General features: G+C 40.7%; 22 protein-coding genes and 1 pseudogene. 20 read left to right on the forward strand and 3 right to left on the reverse strand.

Annotated features, from left to right (window positions below; all coding sequences use genetic code 11):
- The first annotated feature begins 375 nt into the window (after positions 1-375).
- The 7 genes from acnA to J7I96_RS11090 all read left to right on the forward strand — a co-directional run bounded on the left by acnA (position 376) and on the right by J7I96_RS11090 (position 5809).
- Positions 376-3087, forward strand: coding sequence for an aconitate hydratase AcnA (gene acnA, locus J7I96_RS11060; RefSeq protein ID WP_214768038.1), 2712 nt, complete (start codon positions 376-378; stop codon positions 3085-3087).
- Positions 3088-3291: 204 nt separating this feature from the next.
- Positions 3292-3825: a TlpA disulfide reductase family protein gene (locus tag J7I96_RS11065; RefSeq protein ID WP_202310608.1), complete on the forward strand. Its 534-nt coding sequence runs from the start codon at positions 3292-3294 to the stop codon at positions 3823-3825.
- A 363-nt stretch (positions 3826-4188) separates the two neighbouring features.
- The gene (locus J7I96_RS11070) at positions 4189-4317 is read left to right on the forward strand and encodes an FbpB family small basic protein (RefSeq protein WP_072272906.1); all 129 of its coding nucleotides are present in this window, start codon (positions 4189-4191) and stop codon (positions 4315-4317) included.
- Between the two features lie 130 nt (positions 4318-4447).
- Positions 4448-4591: an acid-soluble spore protein N gene (locus J7I96_RS11075; protein WP_048678620.1), complete on the forward strand. Its 144-nt coding sequence runs from the start codon at positions 4448-4450 to the stop codon at positions 4589-4591.
- Positions 4592-4658: 67 nt separating this feature from the next.
- On the forward strand, positions 4659-4904 hold the full coding sequence (gene tlp / locus J7I96_RS11080; protein WP_063576388.1) for a small acid-soluble spore protein Tlp: 246 nt from the start codon (positions 4659-4661) through the stop codon (positions 4902-4904).
- 155 nt (positions 4905-5059) lie between these two features.
- Positions 5060-5491 carry an acyl-CoA thioesterase gene (locus J7I96_RS11085; RefSeq protein WP_214923829.1) on the forward strand — a complete coding sequence of 144 codons (432 nt, stop codon included), beginning with the start codon at positions 5060-5062 and terminating at the stop codon, positions 5489-5491.
- Positions 5492-5515: 24 nt separating this feature from the next.
- Positions 5516-5809 (forward strand): hypothetical protein, encoded by a 294-nt coding sequence (locus J7I96_RS11090; RefSeq protein ID WP_202310610.1) that lies wholly within the window; start codon positions 5516-5518, stop codon positions 5807-5809.
- 37 nt (positions 5810-5846) lie between these two features.
- Here the strand turns inward: J7I96_RS11090 and J7I96_RS11095 are convergent, their stop codons facing one another.
- Entirely contained in the window at positions 5847-6143 is a 297-nt protein-coding gene (locus tag J7I96_RS11095; RefSeq protein WP_214768040.1) for a HesB/YadR/YfhF family protein, read from the reverse strand.
- 90 nt (positions 6144-6233) lie between these two features.
- Here J7I96_RS11095 and J7I96_RS11100 point away from each other — a divergent pair, with 90 nt between their 5' ends.
- Positions 6234-6719, forward strand: a complete 486-nt coding sequence (locus tag J7I96_RS11100; protein ID WP_214768041.1) for an NUDIX hydrolase — start codon at positions 6234-6236, stop codon at positions 6717-6719.
- Positions 6720-6928: 209 nt separating this feature from the next.
- On the opposite strand, the gene J7I96_RS11105 is transcribed toward J7I96_RS11100, so the two are convergent.
- Entirely contained in the window at positions 6929-7078 is a 150-nt protein-coding gene (locus J7I96_RS11105; RefSeq protein WP_065310839.1) for a YycC family protein, read from the reverse strand.
- A 339-nt stretch (positions 7079-7417) separates the two neighbouring features.
- On the opposite strand from J7I96_RS11105, the gene J7I96_RS28410 reads away from it, so the two are divergent.
- Positions 7418-7540, forward strand: a complete 123-nt coding sequence (locus J7I96_RS28410) for a hypothetical protein (protein ID WP_285289395.1) — start codon at positions 7418-7420, stop codon at positions 7538-7540.
- Positions 7541-7807: 267 nt separating this feature from the next.
- Positions 7808-8192: pseudogene (locus J7I96_RS11110) on the forward strand (methyl-accepting chemotaxis protein); the annotation flags it as partial.
- A 63-nt stretch (positions 8193-8255) separates the two neighbouring features.
- Here J7I96_RS11110 and plsY read toward each other — a convergent pair.
- Positions 8256-8843: a glycerol-3-phosphate 1-O-acyltransferase PlsY gene (plsY, locus tag J7I96_RS11115; RefSeq protein ID WP_034312400.1), complete on the reverse strand. Its 588-nt coding sequence runs from the start codon at positions 8841-8843 to the stop codon at positions 8256-8258.
- Positions 8844-9312: 469 nt separating this feature from the next.
- On the opposite strand from plsY, the gene J7I96_RS11120 reads away from it, so the two are divergent.
- The 10 genes from J7I96_RS11120 (at position 9313) to J7I96_RS11165 (ending at position 22315) form a co-directional block, all read left to right on the forward strand.
- Positions 9313-9723: a CoA-binding protein gene (locus J7I96_RS11120; RefSeq protein ID WP_214768042.1), complete on the forward strand. Its 411-nt coding sequence runs from the start codon at positions 9313-9315 to the stop codon at positions 9721-9723.
- Positions 9724-10126: 403 nt separating this feature from the next.
- Positions 10127-12091, forward strand: a complete 1965-nt coding sequence (gene parE, locus J7I96_RS11125; protein ID WP_396020091.1) for a DNA topoisomerase IV subunit B — start codon at positions 10127-10129, stop codon at positions 12089-12091.
- Positions 12081-14525, forward strand: coding sequence for a DNA topoisomerase IV subunit A (gene parC / locus J7I96_RS11130; protein WP_214768044.1), 2445 nt, complete (start codon positions 12081-12083; stop codon positions 14523-14525). The genes parE and parC overlap by 11 nt, the downstream gene beginning before the upstream one ends.
- A gap of 314 nt (positions 14526-14839) precedes the next feature.
- A complete protein-coding gene (locus J7I96_RS11135) occupies positions 14840-16435 on the forward strand; it encodes a long-chain-fatty-acid--CoA ligase (protein WP_214768045.1) in 1596 nt (531 codons plus the stop codon).
- Between the two features lie 45 nt (positions 16436-16480).
- Complete coding sequence (locus J7I96_RS11140) at positions 16481-17632, forward strand: acyl-CoA dehydrogenase family protein (RefSeq protein ID WP_214768046.1); 1152 nt, start codon at positions 16481-16483, stop codon at positions 17630-17632.
- 26 nt (positions 17633-17658) lie between these two features.
- Entirely contained in the window at positions 17659-18834 is a 1176-nt protein-coding gene (locus tag J7I96_RS11145) for an acyl-CoA dehydrogenase family protein (RefSeq protein WP_214768047.1), read from the forward strand.
- Between the two features lie 20 nt (positions 18835-18854).
- Positions 18855-19619, forward strand: coding sequence for an SDR family oxidoreductase (locus J7I96_RS11150; protein WP_214768048.1), 765 nt, complete (start codon positions 18855-18857; stop codon positions 19617-19619).
- 18 nt (positions 19620-19637) lie between these two features.
- Complete coding sequence (locus J7I96_RS11155) at positions 19638-20090, forward strand: MaoC family dehydratase N-terminal domain-containing protein (RefSeq protein ID WP_214768049.1); 453 nt, start codon at positions 19638-19640, stop codon at positions 20088-20090.
- Positions 20087-20488, forward strand: coding sequence for a MaoC/PaaZ C-terminal domain-containing protein (locus J7I96_RS11160; RefSeq protein WP_214768050.1), 402 nt, complete (start codon positions 20087-20089; stop codon positions 20486-20488). The genes J7I96_RS11155 and J7I96_RS11160 overlap by 4 nt, the downstream gene beginning before the upstream one ends.
- Before the next feature lie 129 nt (positions 20489-20617).
- Positions 20618-22315: a sigma-54 interaction domain-containing protein gene (locus tag J7I96_RS11165; RefSeq protein WP_251025038.1), complete on the forward strand. Its 1698-nt coding sequence runs from the start codon at positions 20618-20620 to the stop codon at positions 22313-22315.
- The last annotated feature ends 186 nt before the right edge of the window (positions 22316-22501 follow it).

Raw genomic sequence — 22501 nt, forward strand, 5'->3', positions numbered from 1 at the left:
TTCGACACCTCCACCCATAGAATGCGATAATGTCGAATGATTATGTATGAAGTGTCAATATGTTTTGCTGGAATAATTTATCAGGCCGGTATTTTCATGAAAATGCATGCCGTAAGGCTTCTTAAATGCACTTTAATATGTGGGGGATTTTTTTCTATAAGAGAAACTTATCAAAAACAATAACTTTCTTGTTATTTACTTATACTCATTTCTATATTAGTATTAAGTTGAAGGAAGAGTTAGGGTGGGAGAAGAGAGAGAAAATTCGACAAACTAACTTTTTTACTTATATTTATAGTAAACATGGTTGCAGTGAACCAGGTTTTACTTTCATGTGCAGAATACGTTCTGACAGTTTAATAGGGGGTAATATTCATGACGAAAAATGACGTATACCAAGCGCGTAAGTCCTTTGAAATTGATGGGCAACGCTACAACTACTACAGCCTAGACGCTATTGAAAAAGCAGGGGATGGCCAAGTATCACGCCTTCCATATTCCATTAAAGTATTACTTGAAGCGGTACTTCGCCAAGTAGACGGAAGAGTAATCACAAAAGAACACGTTGCGAACCTTGCTAAATGGGGAACAAGCGAGCAACAAGATATAGATGTTCCGTTCAAGCCATCACGTGTAATCCTACAAGATTTCACTGGTGTTCCAGTTGTTGTTGATTTAGCTTCTTTACGTAATGCTTTCGCAGCACTTGGTGGAGATCCTGACAAAATCAACCCGGAAATCCCGGTTGACCTTGTAATTGACCACTCTGTACAAGTTGATAAAGCAGGTACAATGGATTCCCTAGATGCCAATATGGATCTTGAATTCGAACGTAATGCAGAGCGTTACCAGTTCCTAAGCTGGGCTCAAAAATCATTCAACAACTATCGTGCAGTTCCACCGGCAACTGGTATCGTTCACCAAGTTAACCTAGAGTACCTTGCGAACGTGGTTCATGCTGTTGAAACTCCAAACGGAGACTTCGAAGTATTCCCTGATTCTGTTTTCGGTACAGATTCACATACTACAATGATCAACGGTATTGGTGTTCTTGGTTGGGGTGTCGGCGGTATCGAAGCAGAAGCAGGCATGCTTGGGCAGCCATCTTACTTCCCAGTTCCAAAAGTCGTTGGTGTTAAACTGACTGGCCAACTTCCTAAAGGTACAACAGCTACTGACCTTGCATTGAAAGTAACACAAGTTCTTCGTGCACACGGCGTAGTTGGTAAATTTGTTGAGTTCTACGGCCCAGGAGTAGGGTACCTACCACTTGCTGACCGTGCAACAATCGCTAACATGGCTCCTGAATACGGTGCTACAGTTGGTTTCTTCCCTGTTGATGCAGAAGCGATCGATTACATGCGCTTAACAGGCCGTGATGAAAAACAAATTAAAGTGGTTGAATCATACTGCAAAGAAAATGGATTGTTCTACTCTCCTGAAAACGAAGATCCAGCATACAATGATGTTGTGGAAATCGACCTTTCAGCAATTGAACCAAACCTTTCAGGCCCTAAACGCCCGCAAGATTTGATTCCACTTTCTCAAATGAAGAAGTCTTTCCATGACGCTATCAATGCACCTATGGGTAACCAAGGTTTTGGCATGGACAATTCCGAATTGGATAAAGAAGTAACTGTTAAATTTGCCGATGGTAAAGAAACGGTAATGAAAACAGGTGCGATTGCAATTGCTGCAATCACGAGCTGTACAAACACTTCTAACCCATATGTAATGCTTGGAGCGGGTCTTATTGCTAAAAAAGCAGTTGAAAAAGGTTTGACTGTTCCAGATTATGTGAAAACATCATTGGCACCAGGTTCAAAAGTTGTTACTGGTTACCTTCGTGATGCAGGTCTTCAACCATACCTTGACCAATTGGGATTCAACGTAGTTGGATACGGCTGTACTACATGTATCGGTAACTCAGGTCCATTGGCTGACGAAATCGAAGCAGCTGTTTCTGAAGCAGATCTTCTGGTAACATCAGTACTTTCAGGTAACCGTAACTTTGAAGGACGTATTCACCCACTTGTGAAAGCAAACTATCTTGCTTCACCTACTTTGGTTGTTGCTTATGCTCTTGCTGGAACTGTGGACTTTGATCTTAACAATGATTCTCTTGGTAAAGACAAAGATGGTAACGATGTATATCTTGCTGATATCTGGCCATCACAAGAAGAAGTTAACGCTGCTGTTAAAGCAACAGTCACACCTGAGTTATTCCGTAAAGAATACGAAACAGTATTCAACGATAACAAACGTTGGAACGAAATCCAAACTAGCAACGAAGCGATTTATGCTTTCGATTCTAAATCAACTTACATTCAAAATCCTCCATTCTTTGAAGGATTATCACCAGAACCGGGTTCAGTTAACCCACTTTCCGGCTTGCGTGTAGTTGGTAAATTCGGTGACTCAGTAACAACTGACCACATTTCTCCTGCAGGTGCAATCGGTAAAGATACACCAGCTGGTATCTATCTTCGTGAAAACGGTGTGAAACCGCGTGACTTTAACTCTTACGGTTCTCGCCGTGGTAACCATGAAGCGATGATGCGCGGAACATTCGCAAACATCCGTATCCGTAACCAAGTTGCTCCAGGTACAGAAGGTGGTTACACTACTTACTGGCCAACAGGCGATGTAATGGCTATCTATGATGCTTGTATGAAATACAAAGCTGATGGAACAGGTCTTGCAGTTATCGCTGGTAAAGACTATGGTATGGGAAGCTCTCGTGACTGGGCTGCGAAAGGTACTAACCTTCTTGGCATCAAAACAGTCATCGCTGAAAGCTTTGAACGTATTCACCGTTCTAACCTTGCATTAATGGGTGTTCTTCCACTTCAATTCAAAGAAGGCGAAAACGCTGAAACGCTTGGATTGACTGGTAAAGAAGCTATCGCGGTTAAAATCGACGAAACTGTTAAACCTCGTGATATCGTAAAAGTTACAGCTACTGATGAAGCTGGAAACGTAAAAGAATTTGATGTACTTGTTCGTTTCGATTCCGAAATCGAAATCGACTACTACCGTCACGGTGGTATCCTTCAAATGGTATTACGTAATAAATTAAAAGGCTAATTTCAGCTTTTAGGAAGCGGTAAACCTATTATAGGTTTACCGCTTTTTTTGTGTCAGGTTTATGAAACAATGAGATATCATGATAAGATTTATAGGAATTGCACTTTTCCGCATACCCTTTTATTGTTAAGATGGAATAGGGAAGTTGTTCTAATTCTGGAAATGGACTAATATTTTTATTGTAATGGGACTAGGAGGACGAGTATGCTTAAAAAAATTATTGCTTCGGTGGCCTTACTATCACTTATTACTGTAGCGATCGTGCAGGCGATGGATAATGAATCGAAGGGAAATGACGAAAAAGATGCTTTGGGCGGATTGAAAATTGGAGCCAAAGCACCGGATTTCTCCCTGAAAACTTTGGATGGGAAACAAGTTGAATTATCGGATTATGAGGGCAAAAAGGTAATGCTGAATTTTTGGGCAACGTGGTGCCCGCCTTGCAAGAAGGAAATGCCGGATATGGAGAAATACACACAACAAGCGGGTGATGATGTCGTCGTACTTGCAGTCAATATTGACCCTGAAAATGATGTACAAGCATTTGTGGAGGATAATGGAATTACTTTTACCATACCGCTGGACAGTCAAAGCGCTAAAAATCCAGTGAATGAGCGCTACAAAATTCTTAGCATACCGACAACTTACTTCATCGACAAAAAAGGCATTATCAGGAATAAGGTAATTTCAGCCATGACATTAAAAGATATGGAAAGAAATATAAATAGTATGCAGTAGGGCAATCCAGTTTGAAGTGATTTGCGACATACTCCTGCCGAAAACCCGGAATAGATGCTAGGAGACAGCCGATTTCTGAAAACAAGGAACGTTTCTGATTACAAGACGGAACCTTATGAGGTTCCGTTTTTTATTGTATGTTAACAAAGTTGTCAAAGTTTTATGTAAAAATCAAAAAATTCGAAAAAATATGGTTAAAATTTATGAAAAAAGGGTTAAAGTATAGAGAGCGGAGATATGGAATTTTTATTAGGTTAAAAATCTGATAATTATGACAATTCAAGGGGTGGAAACCATATAGTCATAATTTTACGTAAATTTGGCAATGCTGAATTGTATATTAAAAATAAGTAGGTGAAAAGCATGAAAAAAAGAAAAAGGACATTTGAAGAATTAATTAAAGAAAATAAAAGGGAATTATTGATGGACGTTAAACAAATGGAAAGACTTGAAGAACGTCTTGAAAAAAAACATATGCAAAAGGCTGAATAGTCTTTGCTTAAAAAGAGTCAATGCCATGAAGGTTCCTTCAAGGTACTGGCTCTTTTTTCATAACTATTTCAAAAACTGGCATTCATGAATTTCCTCTTTTTTATCCATGATAAGAGAAGGAGGCGATAGAATGGGTAATCCAAAAAAAGATTCTAAACACTTTAGACCGAGCCATCAAGGAACACAGCCAATTGCAGCTGGCGGGAACAACGGTAAGAAAATGCAGGACAAATCCGGCAAACATGCTCAGGTCATTCAAACTAAAGGCGAGTAATCAAGGGACAAGCTAATAAAGTAATCGTAATAATATTATGTAAATAATAAAACATGAGGTGAAAATAATGGGCACAAATAAGCACAATCCGGATAACCGTTTGGATAATGTTGAAAAAATTCAAGATGCAATAGAAAATACGGAAGAGAACATAATCGCTGCAAATGAAACGTTATCGTTTTCTTCAGGAGAAGAAAAGCAGGCAATTCAGGATAAAAATGAACGAAGAAGAAAGAGCATTGATGGAATGAAGGAAGAAATGCAAGATGAGCAGGAAGCACGGGAAAGCGGTTATAGTAGCGATAATATGTAAACAACTAGGTAAAGGGGAGAAAGAGATGAGAAATCTTTCTCCCCTTTCATTTTAGGTTCAATGAAGAAAGCAGTCTATAAAGGCAGCTTAATGAAATTTGAACAATTGTTATGGTAAAATGTTTATTGCAAGAGAATAGAAAGTGGGGAAACAAAATGTTCATAGCAGAAAACGAAATTGAAGTGCGGTATGCAGAGACAGATCAAATGGGTGTTGTTTACCATGCGAATTATTTAATATGGATGGAACTTGGCAGGACAAAATTGATAAATGATTTAGGGTTTTATTATGCTGATATGGAAGCGGATGGCATCCTCTCACCTGTTATGGATATTCAGGCTTCGTATAAAACCCCTGTTAGATATGGTGATAAGGTAAAAATTAAAACCTGGATTGAAAAATATGACGGTTTACGCGTCGTTTATGGGTATGAGATCGTTAATGGGAAAAATGAAGTGGCGGCTACAGGTCATTCTTCCCACGTTTGCGTTAAAAAAGAGAGCTTCCGCCCGATATCCATTAAACGAATGTATCCTGAATGGCATGAGGCCTATGAGAAAAATAAAAAGCAGGATGAATTGGATTAATTATAGTTATTGAGGTGATCAAAAATGGCTTTTGGGATTAAACGGGTAGACGTCGTAGCCTGGAAGCAGAAAATCGATCAAGGCCAAATAGCTTTTCTAACTCATTATTGGCTGGATGACCGATTTCCCGGTTGTAAGACGGTTACAAAAGTCGGATGCAAGGATTTACGGCGTTTAGCGGAGTGGGGGAAGCAATACGGGCTAAAAAAAGAGTGGATTCATCACAGGAAGGATGGCTATTCTCATTTTGATCTTTTAGGGGATAAACAAGCGGAAATTCTTAGGGCGGAAGATATTGAAGAGCGCCTCCTCGATTGAACAAGAAAAAACAGCAGTTTACACCGCTGCTTTATTGTCAAGCACTCTTTTCATATTGAAATTCTGGTTCAGTCAGTTTTTCATTAAAAGTAATAAGTAAATCGTGGCCATCAAAGTACCATAAATCTTTTTCTTCTACATAAAAATTAATCTCGTTCATAATCGTTGCGGCCGCTGCATTTTCCGGTTCTTCTTGCATGATACCTAATGAAAAGCCGCTTTGGACGGTACTATGCCCGCCATATCTTACATAAAAGCGCAAATGAGAGCCTTCTTGAAGCCCCAGTTCATCAATATACCACTTAGCTGCTTGATCGGAAATGGTCAGTTTCATACTCATTCTCCTTCCTAGAGGTTCGTTTTTTAAGTATAAAGTAATTATGCGGTAGATGCGAATAATGTGCGTTTAAGAAAGGAAATGACCATGGATATTATATATAATATTTGTTTCATAACTCGAAAAAGATCCAACGAAGTCGAAGTGTTGATGCTATTTCGCCAAAAAGATCCCAATCGGCATAAATGGAATGGCATAGGCGGGAAAATAGAAAAAGGTGAAACCATCGATGAATCGATGGAACGCGAAATTCTTGAAGAAACTGGATTGAAAGTAAGGGGGATGAGCTTTCGAGGGATCGTGACATGGAATGAAACAGGTGGAATGTATGTTTACAGAGCTGAAGATGCAGGGGAAGGGCTGTCTGACTGTGATGAAGGGGAACTTGCCTGGAAGCCATTTCAATGGGTTATGGAGGCAAGTGATGTTGTGCCCAACATAAAGTATTACCTGCAAGATATATTACAGGATGAACCACCACAAGAATTTGCATGTACCTATGAAAATGAACAATTAATATCAGTCAAAAAGAAGCCTTTGCCTGATATGGCAAATGAATTGACTTACAATTGAAAACAGCCCCTGTGCGGTTTTTTTGCCTTTTTGATTCCTGAGCCATTTAGGCAAGACTCTGAAATTATATATTATGAGGATAAAACGAAATGCCATCTAATTAATTTCCTTATAAGACGAGGCTGGTAAAAGGGAACCCGGAAATGGTATTGCCCGTAGCGTTTCATACACATTTGAGCACACACAAAAATAGCTGCAGATTCCTGCAGCTATTTTGTATTGCCTTTTTCTTTTGCTTCAGCCTCGGCAAGCTTTCTCAGCAAGACCGGTGTAGGCATATGCATGATTTGCTCTAAAGGCAAGTTTAGTGACTTGGATAACTTTAATGCGGTTTCCGGTGATATTTGCAATGGCTTCATGGCATTTTCTCCTATCGATATGTAATAACTAGTTCCAGTGTAGCCTGTGTTCAACAATTATTCAATCCTTACTTGACTCTTTCTCCATAAAACGAATTCCAAACGATTCTTTCGATTTGAAGTTACTGTAGAAATGTTTTAAATCCTTTTACCTTGACAAAAGAATGGTGAAGAGTCCAGGATGAATTATAAATAGTGTGAATGAATCGTTTTTTGAGATCTGATTACCTTTAAATTAAATGGAATAAAGAACCAAGTTTTGTTGTTGGGATTTAATGGAGTAGCTATGCCATCATTTAAAAAATCAGGGGCAGTGGGATATGGGGAATTTCATAAAAAGTGAAGCAAATAGAAGCAAACTGGTTTAAAAAAGCAAATGAAACAGATGGCATATTGAATGTAAGCAGTGAACAGGTGAAACTTCAGGTTAATATCATCGATTTAACGGCATTCGTTAGTTAGTGAAGAAGTCTTGTATTTAAGTGAAGAAACGGATGCTTTTGTTAAGCAATTGATAGAAAACGGGCAATTTGTCAAAAGGCAGATCAAAACGCGCGCTGAACAATCACTTTGTTCAAAAACAATGGCTTAAGAGGGGCAAAGCGTAGGCAGATCTTAACGGAAAAGATACAAAACCTTGTTAATTTTATGAAAAATGTTGATGAAAAAGATCGGTTTATTAAACCAATCTTTCTTAAGATCACTGAGTTTGTTAAGCATGAACAGGGAATGGCCGACCAGACAAATTTACTTTCATTGAATTCAGCCATCGAAGCGGGCAGCTGAACATGGTAATGGATTTGCGGTAGTTTCGAATGAGGTCAGGAAACTTGCTGGACAGACTAAAAAGTCGATAGCTGAAATAGATACAATCGTGCAATCATCAAATGAATACATGAAAGATGTTGTTGATTCTGCCCTAAGTGTCAAAGAAGCGGTTCAAGCAGGTGACAAGGAATCTGGATTAACGGAAAATACCTTCAATGAAATAATCGGAATCATCAAAGGGAATATAACGGATTCTGCAGAATTGGAAATGACAATTAAGGGATTAGTGTCATTCATCCAGGAAATTAGAAATGCTTCAAGATTTCGAGGCATGCCTTACAAATGAATTGTAGAATGGAAAATAGGCCCTTGCATACGGGCCTATCTTTACATGGTAATGCACATGTTCTTATAACCATTTTACTTTAGGTTCAGTTTTATCGATAATCCGCTTGATGTTTGCGCGATGCCGGTAAAAAATGAAGATCGTTATTAAACTGATTACAATAATGAGCGGCAAATCTTTAATATGAAAAACTAAACTGTAGATGAGAGCAAGTAGACAAGCAATCATGGATGAAAGCGAGACATATTTGGATATGTATAAGGATATAAAGAAAATGATGACGGCAAAGACAAAAAACCATGGTTCATAAGCAAGAATGACACCAGCAGAAGTTGCCACGGCTTTTCCGCCCCGAAAGTTTGCAAAAATGGGAAACATATGACCGACTACCGCAATAACTCCGGCTAGCAATAAATGCATTTCCACGCCTAGCATATACGGCAGATAAGTTGCTAGGGTACCCTTAAGTATATCCATGATAGTAACGGTTAGTCCTGCCTTGACACCAAGTGTCCTGAAGGTATTTGTCCCGCCTAGATTTTTACTGCCATGCTCCCGGATGTCGATTTTGTAAAATGTTTTACCGATTATTAAACCGGACGGAATCGAACCGATCAGGTAGGCAGCCAGTATAGTGATAAATGTAAGCATTCTATTACCCTTTCTTTAAGAAAAATCTTCTTTTTTTATCACGTTTAAGGAAGATTGTTCCCTTTTTCAAAAATAAACGTGTAGAAATAGCTAAAAACAGCCCTGAAATACCTGTTAAGCTTCTCTTATTGTAACATTTTCGTGACAAAATGGTACGGCTGTCCAAAAAAAATCCACTAAAAAAATGAATTTTCCTTGATGGACCTCCATCTTTTGATATACGTTAAGTTCATGAATGGTAAAAGGTTTAGACTTCCTTATTTTCGTAAATATATAATGAACGATGCCTCCTTGTATAAATTGTTACAATACGTGGTAGTCTGTATGAACATAAGAAAGTTAAGTGAGTCATGCCTTTTCTAAACTTATTCTTTCTTGTATAATGATTTTTCTTAATAATGGAATAAACCTTTGTTAAGAATACTCTTTAATCAAATATTACATTTTATTATAAAGGGGATTGAAAAGAATGATAGAAAATCCAAGCAGAGAAGAAATGGGAAAGATGTTGAAAGAATCGAAGCGCATCGCTGTCGTTGGTTTATCCGATAACCCTGAGCGCACTTCTTATATGGTATCGAAGGCCATGCAGGATAGCGGATATGAAATCATCCCGGTAAACCCTGCTGTATCTGAAGTCCTGGGTGTAAAGGCAGTTAAAGCTCTAAAAGATATTGAAGGGCACGTCGATATCGTCAATGTTTTCCGCCGTTCAGAGTTCCTTCCGGAGATAGCCAAGGAATTTGCAGAAATCGATGCAGATATCTTTTGGGCGCAGCTAGGGGTGGAAAATGAAGAAGCCTATAATTTTTTGAAAGAAAAAGGACATACTGTCATCATGAATCGATGTATAAAAGTCGAACACGCCCTTACAAAGTAAAATGAAGAGCGGAACTTCCGCTCTTTTTTTAAGGTATCGCTTTATTTCTGGAGAAAAACTGAAAGGCAGCCATAGCGGGCATTGAGCGGTCGGGCAAATTAAGCCATTTAAGCTTTATTTGATTAAAATAATAAAAGTATATTTGCCAAATGAAAATTTACCGCTACAATTAGAATGGTAGCTATGATACGTTTTGTTCCACACAAATGTGCTAACGCTAATAAAAAGGACAAAAAAATAGAACGCTTGTTCTTTGTTCGTGAAAGTATTATACTTGTTATAATGATAATAACGTATTAATGGATTTGTTAAGCTAGTGAGTCATTTCATTGCAGTATGATTTGGCCCGGAAATTGTGTTTAGTAAGGAAAGGGGAATTTCTGTGGCAAAGAAAGTAAAAACAATCGAGTACAATGATGATGCAATTCAGGTACTGGAAGGACTCGAAGCGGTCAGAAAACGTCCCGGTATGTATATCGGCAGTACTGATGCACGCGGACTTCATCATTTAGTGTACGAGATTGTAGATAACTCCGTAGATGAGGCTTTAGCTGGATATGGAGACCAAATTAGTGTGAAAATACATAAAGATAACAGTGTAAGTGTGTCCGATAAAGGGCGTGGAATGCCTATTGGCATGCATAAATTAGGTAAACCGACGCCTGAGGTCATTTTAACGATTCTTCATGCTGGAGGTAAATTTGGACAAGGCGGATATAAAACGAGTGGAGGCCTTCATGGAGTCGGTGCTTCGGTCGTTAACGCGTTGTCTGAATGGCTTGTCGTGACAATCAAGAGGGACGGGTTCATTTACGAACAACGTTTTTTCAATGGCGGAAAGCCGGAAACCACACTGGAGAAAATCGGCAAAACAAACCAGGCTGGGACCAAAATCCACTTCAAGCCCGATCCTAAAATATTTTCGGTGACGACTTTTAATTATGAGATCCTGTGTGAGCGCCTTCGTGAATCAGCTTTTCTTTTAAAAGGCATGAAGATAGAATTGACGGATGAGCGTAACGACCGTAATGAAGTTTTTCACTATGAAAATGGCATTGAAGCGTTTGTCGATTATTTAAATGAAGAGAAAGAGACACTCCATAGTGTAGTCAGCTTAGAAGGGGAACAAAATGGGATTGAAGTCGAACTTGCCTTTCAATTCAACGATGGTTATTCAGAAAATATTCTAAGCTTCGTGAATAACGTTCGTACAAAAGACGGAGGCACCCATGAGATTGGTGCAAAAACGGCCATGACACGGGCATTTAATGATTATGCCAGAAAAATGGGGCTATTAAAGGAAAAAGATAAAAACCTCGAAGGTACCGATATACGTGAAGGCTTGTCTTCAATCATTTCAGTGCGCATCCCTGAAGAACTTCTTCAATTCGAAGGACAAACCAAAAGCAAACTTGGAACCAGCGAAGCCCGTTCTGCAGTCGATTCCATCGTATCAGAGCACCTAGCCTACTTTTTTGAAGAAGATCCGACCACGAGTACCCTATTGGTTAAAAAAGCGATTAAAGCGTTCCAGGCAAGGGAAGCGGCACGCAAAGCCCGTGAAGACGCAAGAAGCGGGAAGAAACGGAAAAAATCCGATGCCATCCTTTCCGGGAAATTAACACCAGCCCAATCCAAAAATCCAGAACGAAATGAATTGTATCTTGTTGAAGGTGACTCTGCTGGGGGATCCGCTAAACAAGGGCGGGATCGCCGTTTCCAAGCAGTTCTTCCTTTGCGGGGGAAAGTTATCAATACGGAAAAGGCAAAACTGGCGGATATTTTTAAAAACGAGGAAATAAATACGATCATCCATGCCATCGGCGGAGGTGTCGGGGCGGAGTTCAATACGCCGGACACTAACTATGATAAAGTGATCATCATGACTGATGCCGATACGGATGGGGCCCATATCCAAGTGCTGCTGCTGACTTTCTTTTACCGGTATTTGAAGCCGTTAATAGAGTCAGGGAAGGTGTACATTGCCTTGCCCCCTTTATATAAAGTGAGCAAAGGGACAGGGAAGAAAGAAGTCATTGAATATGCTTGGAGCGATGAGGAGCTCCAGGGAGCGATAGACAAGGTGGGGAAAGGCTATATGATTCAGCGCTATAAAGGGCTGGGAGAGATGAATGCCGATCAATTATGGGATACCACCATGAACCCGGAAACAAGGACATTGATACGTGTGAAGATCGATGATGGAGCACGTGCAGAAAGACGTGTGACAACTTTGATGGGAGATAAGGTTGAACCGCGTCGTAAGTGGATTGAAGCCAATGTCGCTTTTGGTCTCGAAGAGGAATCGAATATTTTAGATAATGAAAATATGTCGATTGAAGAGGAGGTCATTAACGATGGTATTTGAAGAAACGTTTCGGGATTTGCCGCTTGAAGAGGTAATTGGTGACCGCTTCGGCCGTTATAGTAAATATATTATCCAAGATCGGGCACTTCCTGATGCAAGGGACGGCTTAAAACCGGTGCAGCGCAGGATATTGTATGCAATGCATGTCGAAGGAAATACTCAGGAAAAAGGATTCAGGAAATCCGCAAAAACGGTCGGTAATGTAATCGGTAACTATCACCCTCACGGAGATTCATCCGTTTATGAGGCAATGGTTCGGATGAGCCAAGACTGGAAGCTGCGGAAGGTCATGGTCCAAATGCACGGAAACAATGGTAGCATTGATGGTGATCCGCCTGCTGCGATGCGGTATACGGAAGCGAGGCTTTCATCGATTGCCTCCGAGATGCTGCGGGATATTGAAAAAAGGACGGTCGATTTTGTACCGAACTTTGATGATACTTCAGAAGAGCCCATTGTATTGCCTGCAATGTTCCCTAACCTGCTTGTAAACGGCTCTACAGGAATTTCAGCCGGCTATGCCACTGAAATCCCGCCACATCAACTAGGTGAAGTCATTGATGCTGCCATTATGCGAATCGATAAGCCGGAAGCGACAGTCGCTGATTTAATGACTGTCATTAAAGGGCCGGATTTTCCTACTGGCGGTATCATTCAAGGAATTGAGGGCATTCGTAAGGCCTATGAAACAGGTAAAGGGAAAATAATCATTCGCGGGTTGGCGGAAGTGGAAACGATTCGGGGCGGCAAACAGCAAATCGTCATCACTGAAATCCCATATGAAGTCAATAAAGCAAACCTTGTTAAGAAAATGGATGAATTCCGTCTAGACCGGAAAGTGGAAGGAATCGCCGAAGTAAGGGATGAGACCGACCGTACAGGACTGCGCATTGTCATCGAACTGAAAAAAGAAGCAGATGCAAATGGAGTCCTGCATTATTTATACAAAAATTCCGATCTTCAAATTGCATACAATTTCAATATGGTTGCAATTTATAAAAAGCGGCCAACATTGATGAGCCTGCCTAAAATGCTCGATGCTTATATCGAACACCGTAAAGAGGTAATCGTGAACCGTTCACGTTATGAGCTGCAAAAGGCACATGACAGGGCACATATCGTCGATGGATTAGTGAAAGCTTTATCCATATTAGATGAAGTCATCGCTGTCATCCGGGCATCTAAAGACAAACGGAACGCTAAAGATAACCTCATGGCTAAATTTGCTTTTACAGAAGCGCAAGCTGAAGCCATTGTCTCCTTGCAGTTATATAGGCTGACAAATACGGATATTACAGCACTTGAAGCAGAGGCAGCGGAATTGAAGGACAAAATTGAGGAATTGACAAAGATTCTTGGCAGTGAAAAAGTTCTTCTTCAAGTAATTAAAAAAGAACTTCGATTCATTAAAAAGGGCTTTGATGACGGACGGCGTTCCAAAATCGAAAAAGAAATTGAAGAAATCAAAATAAATCTGGAAGTCTTGATTGCGAGTGAAGACGTGATGGTTACCGTGACGAAAGAAGGCTATGTCAAACGGACATCGTTACGATCTTATGCAGCGTCAGGAGGTCTTGATTTTGGCATGAAGGATTCCGATCGCCTGCTCCAGAGGCTGGAGATGAATACAACAGATGTCCTGTTGCTGTTCACGTCCAAAGGGAACTACCTCTATTGTCCAGTTCATCAGCTTCCTGATATTCGCTGGAAGGAAACCGGTCAGCATATCGCGAACATCATTCCAATCGACAGGGAAGAACAAATCATAAAAGCGATTCCAATCAAAGATTTTACCATGCCGGAATTCTTGGTGTTCATCACGAAAAATGGTATGGTGAAAAAGACAGAATTAGCTTCCTATAAAGCCCAGCGTCATTCAAAACCACTGGTTGGTGTCAATTTAAAAGGTGACGATGAACTGGTCGATGTCCATCATACGAATGGACAGGCTGACCTTTTCCTAGTCACTCATAATGGCTATGGTTTATGGTTTGATGAAGAAGAAGTAAGTGTTGTCGGTGTCCGGGCAGCAGGGGTCAAAGGGATTAACTTGAAAGAAAATGACTATGTCATTGGCGGAAAGGTTTTGGCCAAGGATAGTAAAGAATCGATCTTTATCGTTACACAGCGCGGGGCCATAAAGAAAATGAAATTAACCGAGTTTGAAAAAACGAGCCGGGCAAAACGCGGTGTCGTGGTCTTGAGGGAATTGAAATCGAATCCTCATAGGATCGTTGGTTTCGATATCATTAACAAAACCGACAGTCTTTTCATTCTTTCCGAAAAGGGAACCATTGAAACGATTCATGCCGCTTCATTAAAAAATCATGATCGATATACGAATGGATCATTTGTTTTTGATGAAACGGTTAGTGGAAAAGCGAAAGAATTATGGAAAATATCATTGGAAGATGACACCGCCATAGAGCAGTGAATCATTTTTTTGAACGGGATGCTGACCTTGATCAGCATCCCGTTTTAATTTCCTGAAGATGATCAGTATGTCCACAGGCCAGCATTACAGTTGGGTCTTTATACGAAAGCAATGTCTTAATTCAAAAATGAGTTATTGAGTCAAATTTAAATCCTAGTATTATGAACCTAAAATTATTAAGAACGCAGCAAATAATTCATTTTTGAATTTTAGCATGAATTGAATCAACGTATCAAAACGATTTATTTTTGGCACACTCCTTGCATATTGTTAGTATGACTTCTTTATTTTTGAATGAAGAAAGGGGAGGACCAATGGATAGACCTTGGATAAAGCATATCCCGTCCGGAAATCCAATAGAGATTGATATTCCTGAAATTTCATTGACAGAACTATTTTTTCAATCAGTCGAACAGTATTCGGATAATACAGCGGTAACGTTCATGGAGGAAAGGTATACATATTCAGAGTTGGGGAAGTTAGTAAAAAAATGTGCCCGCTTGCTTGCTGATGAAGGCATTGGAAAGGGAGATCGTGTAGCTATCATGCTTCCTAATTGTCCCCAATATCCAATTGGTTTTTTTGGAACTCTTTTGAATGGAGCCATTGTTGTCCAAATCAATCCAATGTATAAGGCGAACGAATTAATGCATGTCCTGAAAGATTCAGGTGCAAGGCATATCATTGTACTCGACGATTTATTGCCCATAGTTGAAGCCGTCATAGCTGAAACCGATGTTGAAAAGGTGTTGAGCGTGTCTCTGGAAAAGGGCAAATGTGAAATGACAAAAAAACTGCTATCTGTAACAGAGGTGGATTTCACTGTGGAGATTGAACCTGCTAGAGATGTCGCCGTCCTCCAATATACTGGAGGAACGACAGGGCGTTCTAAAGGCGCGATGCTAACCCATCGTAATATCGTAGCCAATACGCTGCAAAGTGCAGCCACTTCAAGAATCAATACTCAAAAGGGGAAGGAAAGGGTACTGGGCGTTTCCCCATTATTTCATGTTTACGGCATGACTTCAGGGATGAACCTGACGTTTTATAATGGCGGGGAATTAATTCTTGTATCCCGATTTCAGGTAACGGAGATCGTCGATATTATCACTAATCTTAAACCGACTATTTTTCCAGGGGTACCGACGATGTATATTGCTTTATTACAATATTACCAGTCCCATCCATTTGATTTGCATACTTTGAAATCTTGCGTTTCAGGTTCGGCACCATTGCCATTGCATGTATTGTCAAGGTTCAGCGAACTTAGTGGAACAAAGATTGCTGAGGGCTATGGACTGTCCGAGGCGTCACCAGTCACGCACCGGAATCCAGTCAGCGGCCTGCAAAAACCAGGAAGTATCGGGATTCCGATACAAAATACGTACGCCGCCATAATTGACAGCATTACAGGAGAGCCAGCCCTCTTGGTTGATACACCAGGTGAATTGGTCATAAAGGGTCCACAGGTAATGAAAGGTTATTGGGACATGCCTGAAGAGACGAAGAAGACGATTCAAAACGGATGGCTGCATACCGGTGATATGGCCAAGATGGATGAAGATGGCTTCTTTTACATTGTGGGACGGAAGAAAGAGATGATCATCGCAGGCGGATTCAATATTTATCCAATTGAAATTGAAGATATACTATACAGCCACCCTAAGGTTCTGGAAGCAGCCGTCTTTGGCGTTCCCGATCAATATCGCGGTGAAACGGTACATGCAGCGGTAGTTCTAAAACCAAGTGAAAGAATAACTGAAAACGAATTGAAGGATTATTGCCGAAAGCAGCTCGCTGCCTTCAAGGTCCCAAAAGAAATCACATTTGAAAGTGAACTTCCGAAGACGGCGGTCGGTAAAATTTTAAAACGCAAGCTTCAAGAAAAACATATCGCTCATTCTAACTAGATATGAAAGCGCTAACAACCAATTCGCAAATAAAGGGGAATGCAAATGGACTTTCGCTTAGATGAAGACATCCTGCTACTTAAAGAAAATATACGCCAGTTTATCGAAGAACAAATCGATCCATTTTCCATGCAGATAGAGGATGAAGATCATATCCCGGAATCCATCATAAATTTATCGAAGGAAATCGGGCTATTCGGACTTAGTATCCCGGAAAGGTATGGCGGACTCGGAATCGGGATGGTGGGAAAATGTGCCTTATATGAGGAAATCGGCAAAACACATAATGGATATACCACTCTGATTGGGGCCCACACCGGTATAGGGACGGTAGGGATAGTCGAAATGGGCAATGAAATGCAAAAGGAAAAGTATCTACCAGATATGGCAAGCGGTAATAGAATTGGCGCTTTTGCTTTAACTGAGCCTGCAGCGGGGTCCCATGCTACGAATCTCAAAATGACGGCGGTCAAAAATGGCGATAAATATATTTTAAATGGTACCAAGCATTATATAACGAATGCAGATGTAGCAGATATTTTTACAGTTATGGCCGTTACTGACAAAGATAAAGGGGCGAAAGGGATCACCTCATTCATAGTAGAAAAGGATTTTCCGGGTTTTAGAGTTGGTAGCCTGGAAAGGAAGATGGGTCTTCGAGGCTCACATTCGGCCGAATTGTTTTTTGAAGATTGCGAGGTTCCTGCTGAAAATGTATTGGGGGACGTCGGCCAAGGGTATGTAAATGCCTTGAAAATCCTTGCAAATGGCCGGGCAGGCCTTGCTGCCCGTAATTTAGGGTCCTGTCAATACCTGCTCGATCTTTCTACCAAATATGCGACAGAACGTGAACAATTCAATGTCCCGATCATTGATCATCAAGCCGTATCCCATATGATTGCCGAGATGGCAATGGAAATAGAAGCACTTCGCTCATTCACATACAGGGTCGCATGGATGGTCGATCAGAAAGAAAAAGTCATTAAAGAAGCGGCCATGCTTAAGTTGTATGGTTCGGAAGTATATAATCGTATCGCTGATAAGGCCGTTCAGATTCATGGCGGGATGGGATATATGAAGGATTATCCAGTTGAACGTTTCTATCGGGATGCCCGAATCACCAGAATATATGAAGGTACGTCCGAAATCCAAAAGAATATCATTACCGGGCAATTAAAGAGAAAATATCAAAACTAGTCTAATTGGAAAGCGGAGGGGTTAAAATGGATTTACGACTATCAGATGAACAAAAAATGGTGCAAAAAACAATACGCAAGTTCGTGGAAAATGAATTGATTCCATTAGAAAATGAAGTACTTCGCAATGAAATGGCAGGAAAACCTAGTTTACCAGAGGGGACATTGAAAGATTTACAGGAAAAAGCAAAAAAAGCCGGGTTTTGGGGCATCAATACCCCGGAGGAATTTGGCGGCGCAGACCTAGGCCAGCTCATGATGGCAATTGTCTTGATGGAAGTATCAAAAACGTTTGTCCCATTCAGCTTTGGAGGTTCGGCTGATAACATCCTTTATTATGCAAATGAAGAACAGAAACAGAAATATCTGATCCCTACTATTAATGGTGAGAAAAAGTCCTGTTTTGCCATGACGGAGCCGGGGGCTGGGTCCGATACGCGAAATATTAAAATGACGGCAGTAAAAGAAGGGAATGAATGGGTGCTTAACGGAGAAAAAACATTCATCACTGGAGGAAATGATGCCGATTTCGTCATGGTCATTGCCGTAACTGACAAAGAACGTCATCAAGCAACCGGGACGGAAGGGGTAACCTGTTTCATTGTAGACCGTGATATGGGCTGGAGATCAGAATATATCAATACGATGGGAGAATGGGGACCGGCCGGTTTAGTTTTTGATAATGTAAGGGTACCCGAAGAAAACATCTTAGGGGAAGTGCATGGCGGTTATAAACTAGGCTTGGAATGGATTGGGTTTGCAAGATGGATCGTGGGCGCACGGGCTGTCGGTTCTGCAGAAAGATTGCTGCAAATGGCTATAGAATACGCTAAAGAACGAGTAACTTTCGGTAAACCGATCGCTGAGCGCCAGGCCATTCAATGGCAGATAGCTGATTCTGCCGTAGAAATTGAAGCGGCTAGATGGCTTGTATTGAATGCGGCTTTTACACTTGATAATGGAGAAGACAACCGCCATTTAGCTTCAATGGCTAAACTCTATGGAGCCAATATGGGGAATCGGGTCGTTGATCGTGTATTGCAGATTCACGGTGGCATGGGCTATACGAAGGAGCTTCCCATCGAACGCTGGTACCGCGAGGCAAGGCTTTGGAGGATTTATGATGGTACGGATGAAATACAGCGTATGATCATTTCCCGAAATTTGATTAAGGGTCATGTTAAAGTAGGACAATTCTTATAATAGATTAGGAGGAAACGATTATGTCAGGGAGATTTTCAGGGAAAACAGCTTTAGTTACAGGAGGAAGCAGGGGGATTGGCCGGGCGATCGTCGAACTGTTTGCCAGTGAAGGCGCAAACGTGGCGATTATCGATATCAACGAAGAGGTTTTGACAGCAACAGGAAATGAATTAAGGGACAAGGGTTATACCATTTTTACCAAAGTGGCCAACGTGGTCAATCCAGAAGAGGTGGAAGGATCGATAAAAGAAATAGCCGACACATTCGGATCCCTTGATATACTCGTGAATAATGCTGGGGTCATCCGGGATAATTTACTTTTTAAAATGACCGATTCAGATTGGCAGACGGTAATGGATGTGCATTTAAAAGGTACTTTCAATGCAGTACGTGCCGCCCAGAAGCATATGGTTGCAAATAAGTACGGAAGAATCATCAATATATCATCCACCTCGGCCCTTGGGAACCGCGGGCAGGCTAATTATTCAGCCGCAAAGGCTGGCCTTCAGGGGTTAACAAAAACACTGGCGATTGAACTTGGCAAATATGGGATAACGGCTAATTCGGTCGCACCAGGCTTTATCGAAACCGAAATGACGAAAGAAACAGCTAGGCGGGTGGGAGTGAGTTTTGAACAATTCATCCAGGATAGGGCAAACAGTATTCCGGTTGCCAGAAGCGGTTTGCCAAGTGATATTGCTCATGCTGTTGCATTCTTTGCCGATGAGGCATCCTCATTCATTAGCGGGCAGGTTTTATATGTTGCGGGTGGTCCAAAAAATTAAGGAAAAAGGCGGGATGTTATGTTCAACGAAAGTATTGGAAAACGATCCAACCCCGTTAAAAATATAGTTGAACGGGGAGCCGTTAAAAAATTCGCATTATCGATTGGTGATCCCCACCCGATTTTCATAGATGAAGAAACAGGCAGGCAATCAAGGTACGGTACGAATATCGCTCCACCAACTTTCCCAAGGGTCTTTGATTTTGGAACGATTGAAAGCTTAAATCTCCCGAATAAAGGCTTGATTCACGGTGAGCAGGTTTATCGCTATAACAGGCCGCTTAAGGTAGGGGAAGAAATCAACTGTTTTACGGAAGTGAAAGACTATTATGAGAAAAAAGGGAAACAAGGGGAAATGGGATTTCTAGCCTTTAAAAATTATGGGACGGATGCAAATGGGGAAATTGTCTTCACTGCTGAACAGCTTGTCATTTTAAATGAAACGATCAGAAGGATGGTGATGAGTAAGTGACGACATTAACCGAACTTCATATTGGTGACACGTTACATTCTATCGAGCTTGCACCTGTAACGCGACTGGACCTCATTAAATATGCCGGCGCATCAGGTGATTTCAATCCCATTCATACCATTGATGAGGAAGCAAAAAATGCTGGTCTTCCAGGTATCATCGCACATGGGATGTGGACGATGGGAAACCTCGCAAAGCTATTCAGTAATCTTTATGAAATTGGATTTATCGAAGAATACAAGATTCGTTTCAAGGGCATGGTTTTCTTGAATGATGTCATAACTCTTCATGCGGATCTAAAAGAAAAAAATGGGAATAGATATTTTTTCAACGTAGCGGCCACTAATCAGTCAGGTAAGGAAGCGATTAGTGGAGAGGTTATTTTTAAGACTTACTGAGGTAAAGTAGTGATGAAAATTATTTCATCACTACTTTTTTTAGGAGCGAAATTCGACAATTTTAAAGGAGTTTCGAAAATTATCCAGAATTGTACTTAAAAAGAATTCTTTTTGCGGCGGTGAATAGTAATGAATCAAGTGAAACAGGATTCTCAGCTTAATTTACTCAAAGAGTGGACCTTTCCTGCACTAGTCGTGGATTCTGCAAATCGGATAAAGGATTGGGGAAACTATTTTAATCAATTGTTAAGCCAGGATGGTAATAATACATTAACCGAACAATTCGATGAGTGGCAATTTCTCGATAATAAAAGGCTTGCAGCTGCAAGGCTGCATGATAAAAGGTATTTATTTTTATTAATGGAACAAATGGATGCTGACAATTTTCTTTATATAGGCAGGGAAACGGAATTTTTGGACGATTTACTGATTGATGCTCATGAAACGGATAAATTGAATCGCGCACTGGATGCAATAATCGAAAATTCCTATGATGGAATATACATCACCGATCAAGATGGAATCACGCTTTATACCAATTCGGCAATTGAACGGATCACAGGCATACCAAAAGAGTATTATATCGGCAAATCTGTGGACCAATTGATTAAACGCGGCATACTGAATACGTCGGTGACTCATAAGGTAGTGAAGCTGAGACGAACGGTATCAGTCGTACAGGATAATTTTGCGGGAAAGGAAACATTGATAACAGGGAGTCCCGTTTTTAATGCAGAAGGGGATATAGAGCAAGTCGTTACGAATATAAGGGATTTATCTGATTTAAATGAACTGATGCATGAGTTGACGAAAGCTAATGAACTGAATAATCAATATAAGCAGGAAATTGAGAAACTGCGGAAGATAACGAGCAAAGATGGAGTCGTATTCGTCAGTGATAAAATGAAAATGATTTATGAGATAGCAGAAAGAATATCGGATATTGATGCGACAGTACTCATACTGGGAGAAACGGGTGTTGGAAAGGATGTCCTTGCCCGCAATATCTATAATCGGAGCATCCGATCAAAAAAAGGAGACTTCATTAAAATAAATTGCGGGGCAATTCCCGCTGATTTATTGGAATCCGAGCTCTTTGGATATGAAGGAGGGGCATTTACCGGAGCCAATCAAAAAGGAAAACCAGGAATGTTTGAGCTGGCAGAGAGTGGTATCCTATTCCTGGATGAAGTCGGTGAGCTTCCCCTGCAACTTCAGGTGAAGCTGCTCCGGGCCCTTCAGGAAAGGGAGATTCAAAGAATCGGAGGAACAAAACCAAAGAAAATCGATGTTCGCATAATAGCAGCAACGAACCGAAATCTTTCGGAAATGGTCAAATCGGGTGATTTTCGTGAAGACCTCTTTTATAGGTTGAATGTCATTCCGATTACGATTCCTCCTCTAAGGGAAAGAAGAGAGGATATCTTGGCATTGACTGACTTGTTTTTAACAAAAGCAAACGAACAATATAAATTCTCAAAAGAAATAGATTCACGGTTGAAGGAATATTTTTATCAACATGATTGGCCAGGAAATGTCCGTGAATTGATTAATATAGTGGAAAGGCTCGTCGTGCTGACGGATAATCGAATATTATCGATTAACGACCTACCGGAAGAATATCAGCCGGAAAATCGGAATCAACCGAACCTCAATGCTACCTTAACTTTAAAAGAAGCGGTGGAAAAAGCCGAAAAGGAAATTTTGACGAAAGCGGCTCAAACTTACCAAACTACATATGAAATAGCAGAAGCCCTGGAATCCAGTCAGGCAACAATCGTGAGGAAACTTAAAAAATATCGATTAAAGGTCAGTGGAAAAGAATAGATGAGTTTGAACTGTACCTCCCATTTTTAGAAAAATGGGAGGTGCAGTTTTTTTGATTGATTATACGATAGGCGAAAATTCAATAAAAAAAATAAAATGAATGTGAACCAAAGACAAAAGAAAAAAAGAATGGGGCAGCGGTGTCCAACCTAGATTCACCAGCTGTAAACATCTTTGGCTAGAGGA

The organism is Bacillus sp. ISL-78 (assembly GCF_018613455.1).
Lineage (GTDB): Bacteria > Bacillota > Bacilli > Bacillales > DSM-1321 > Peribacillus > Peribacillus frigoritolerans.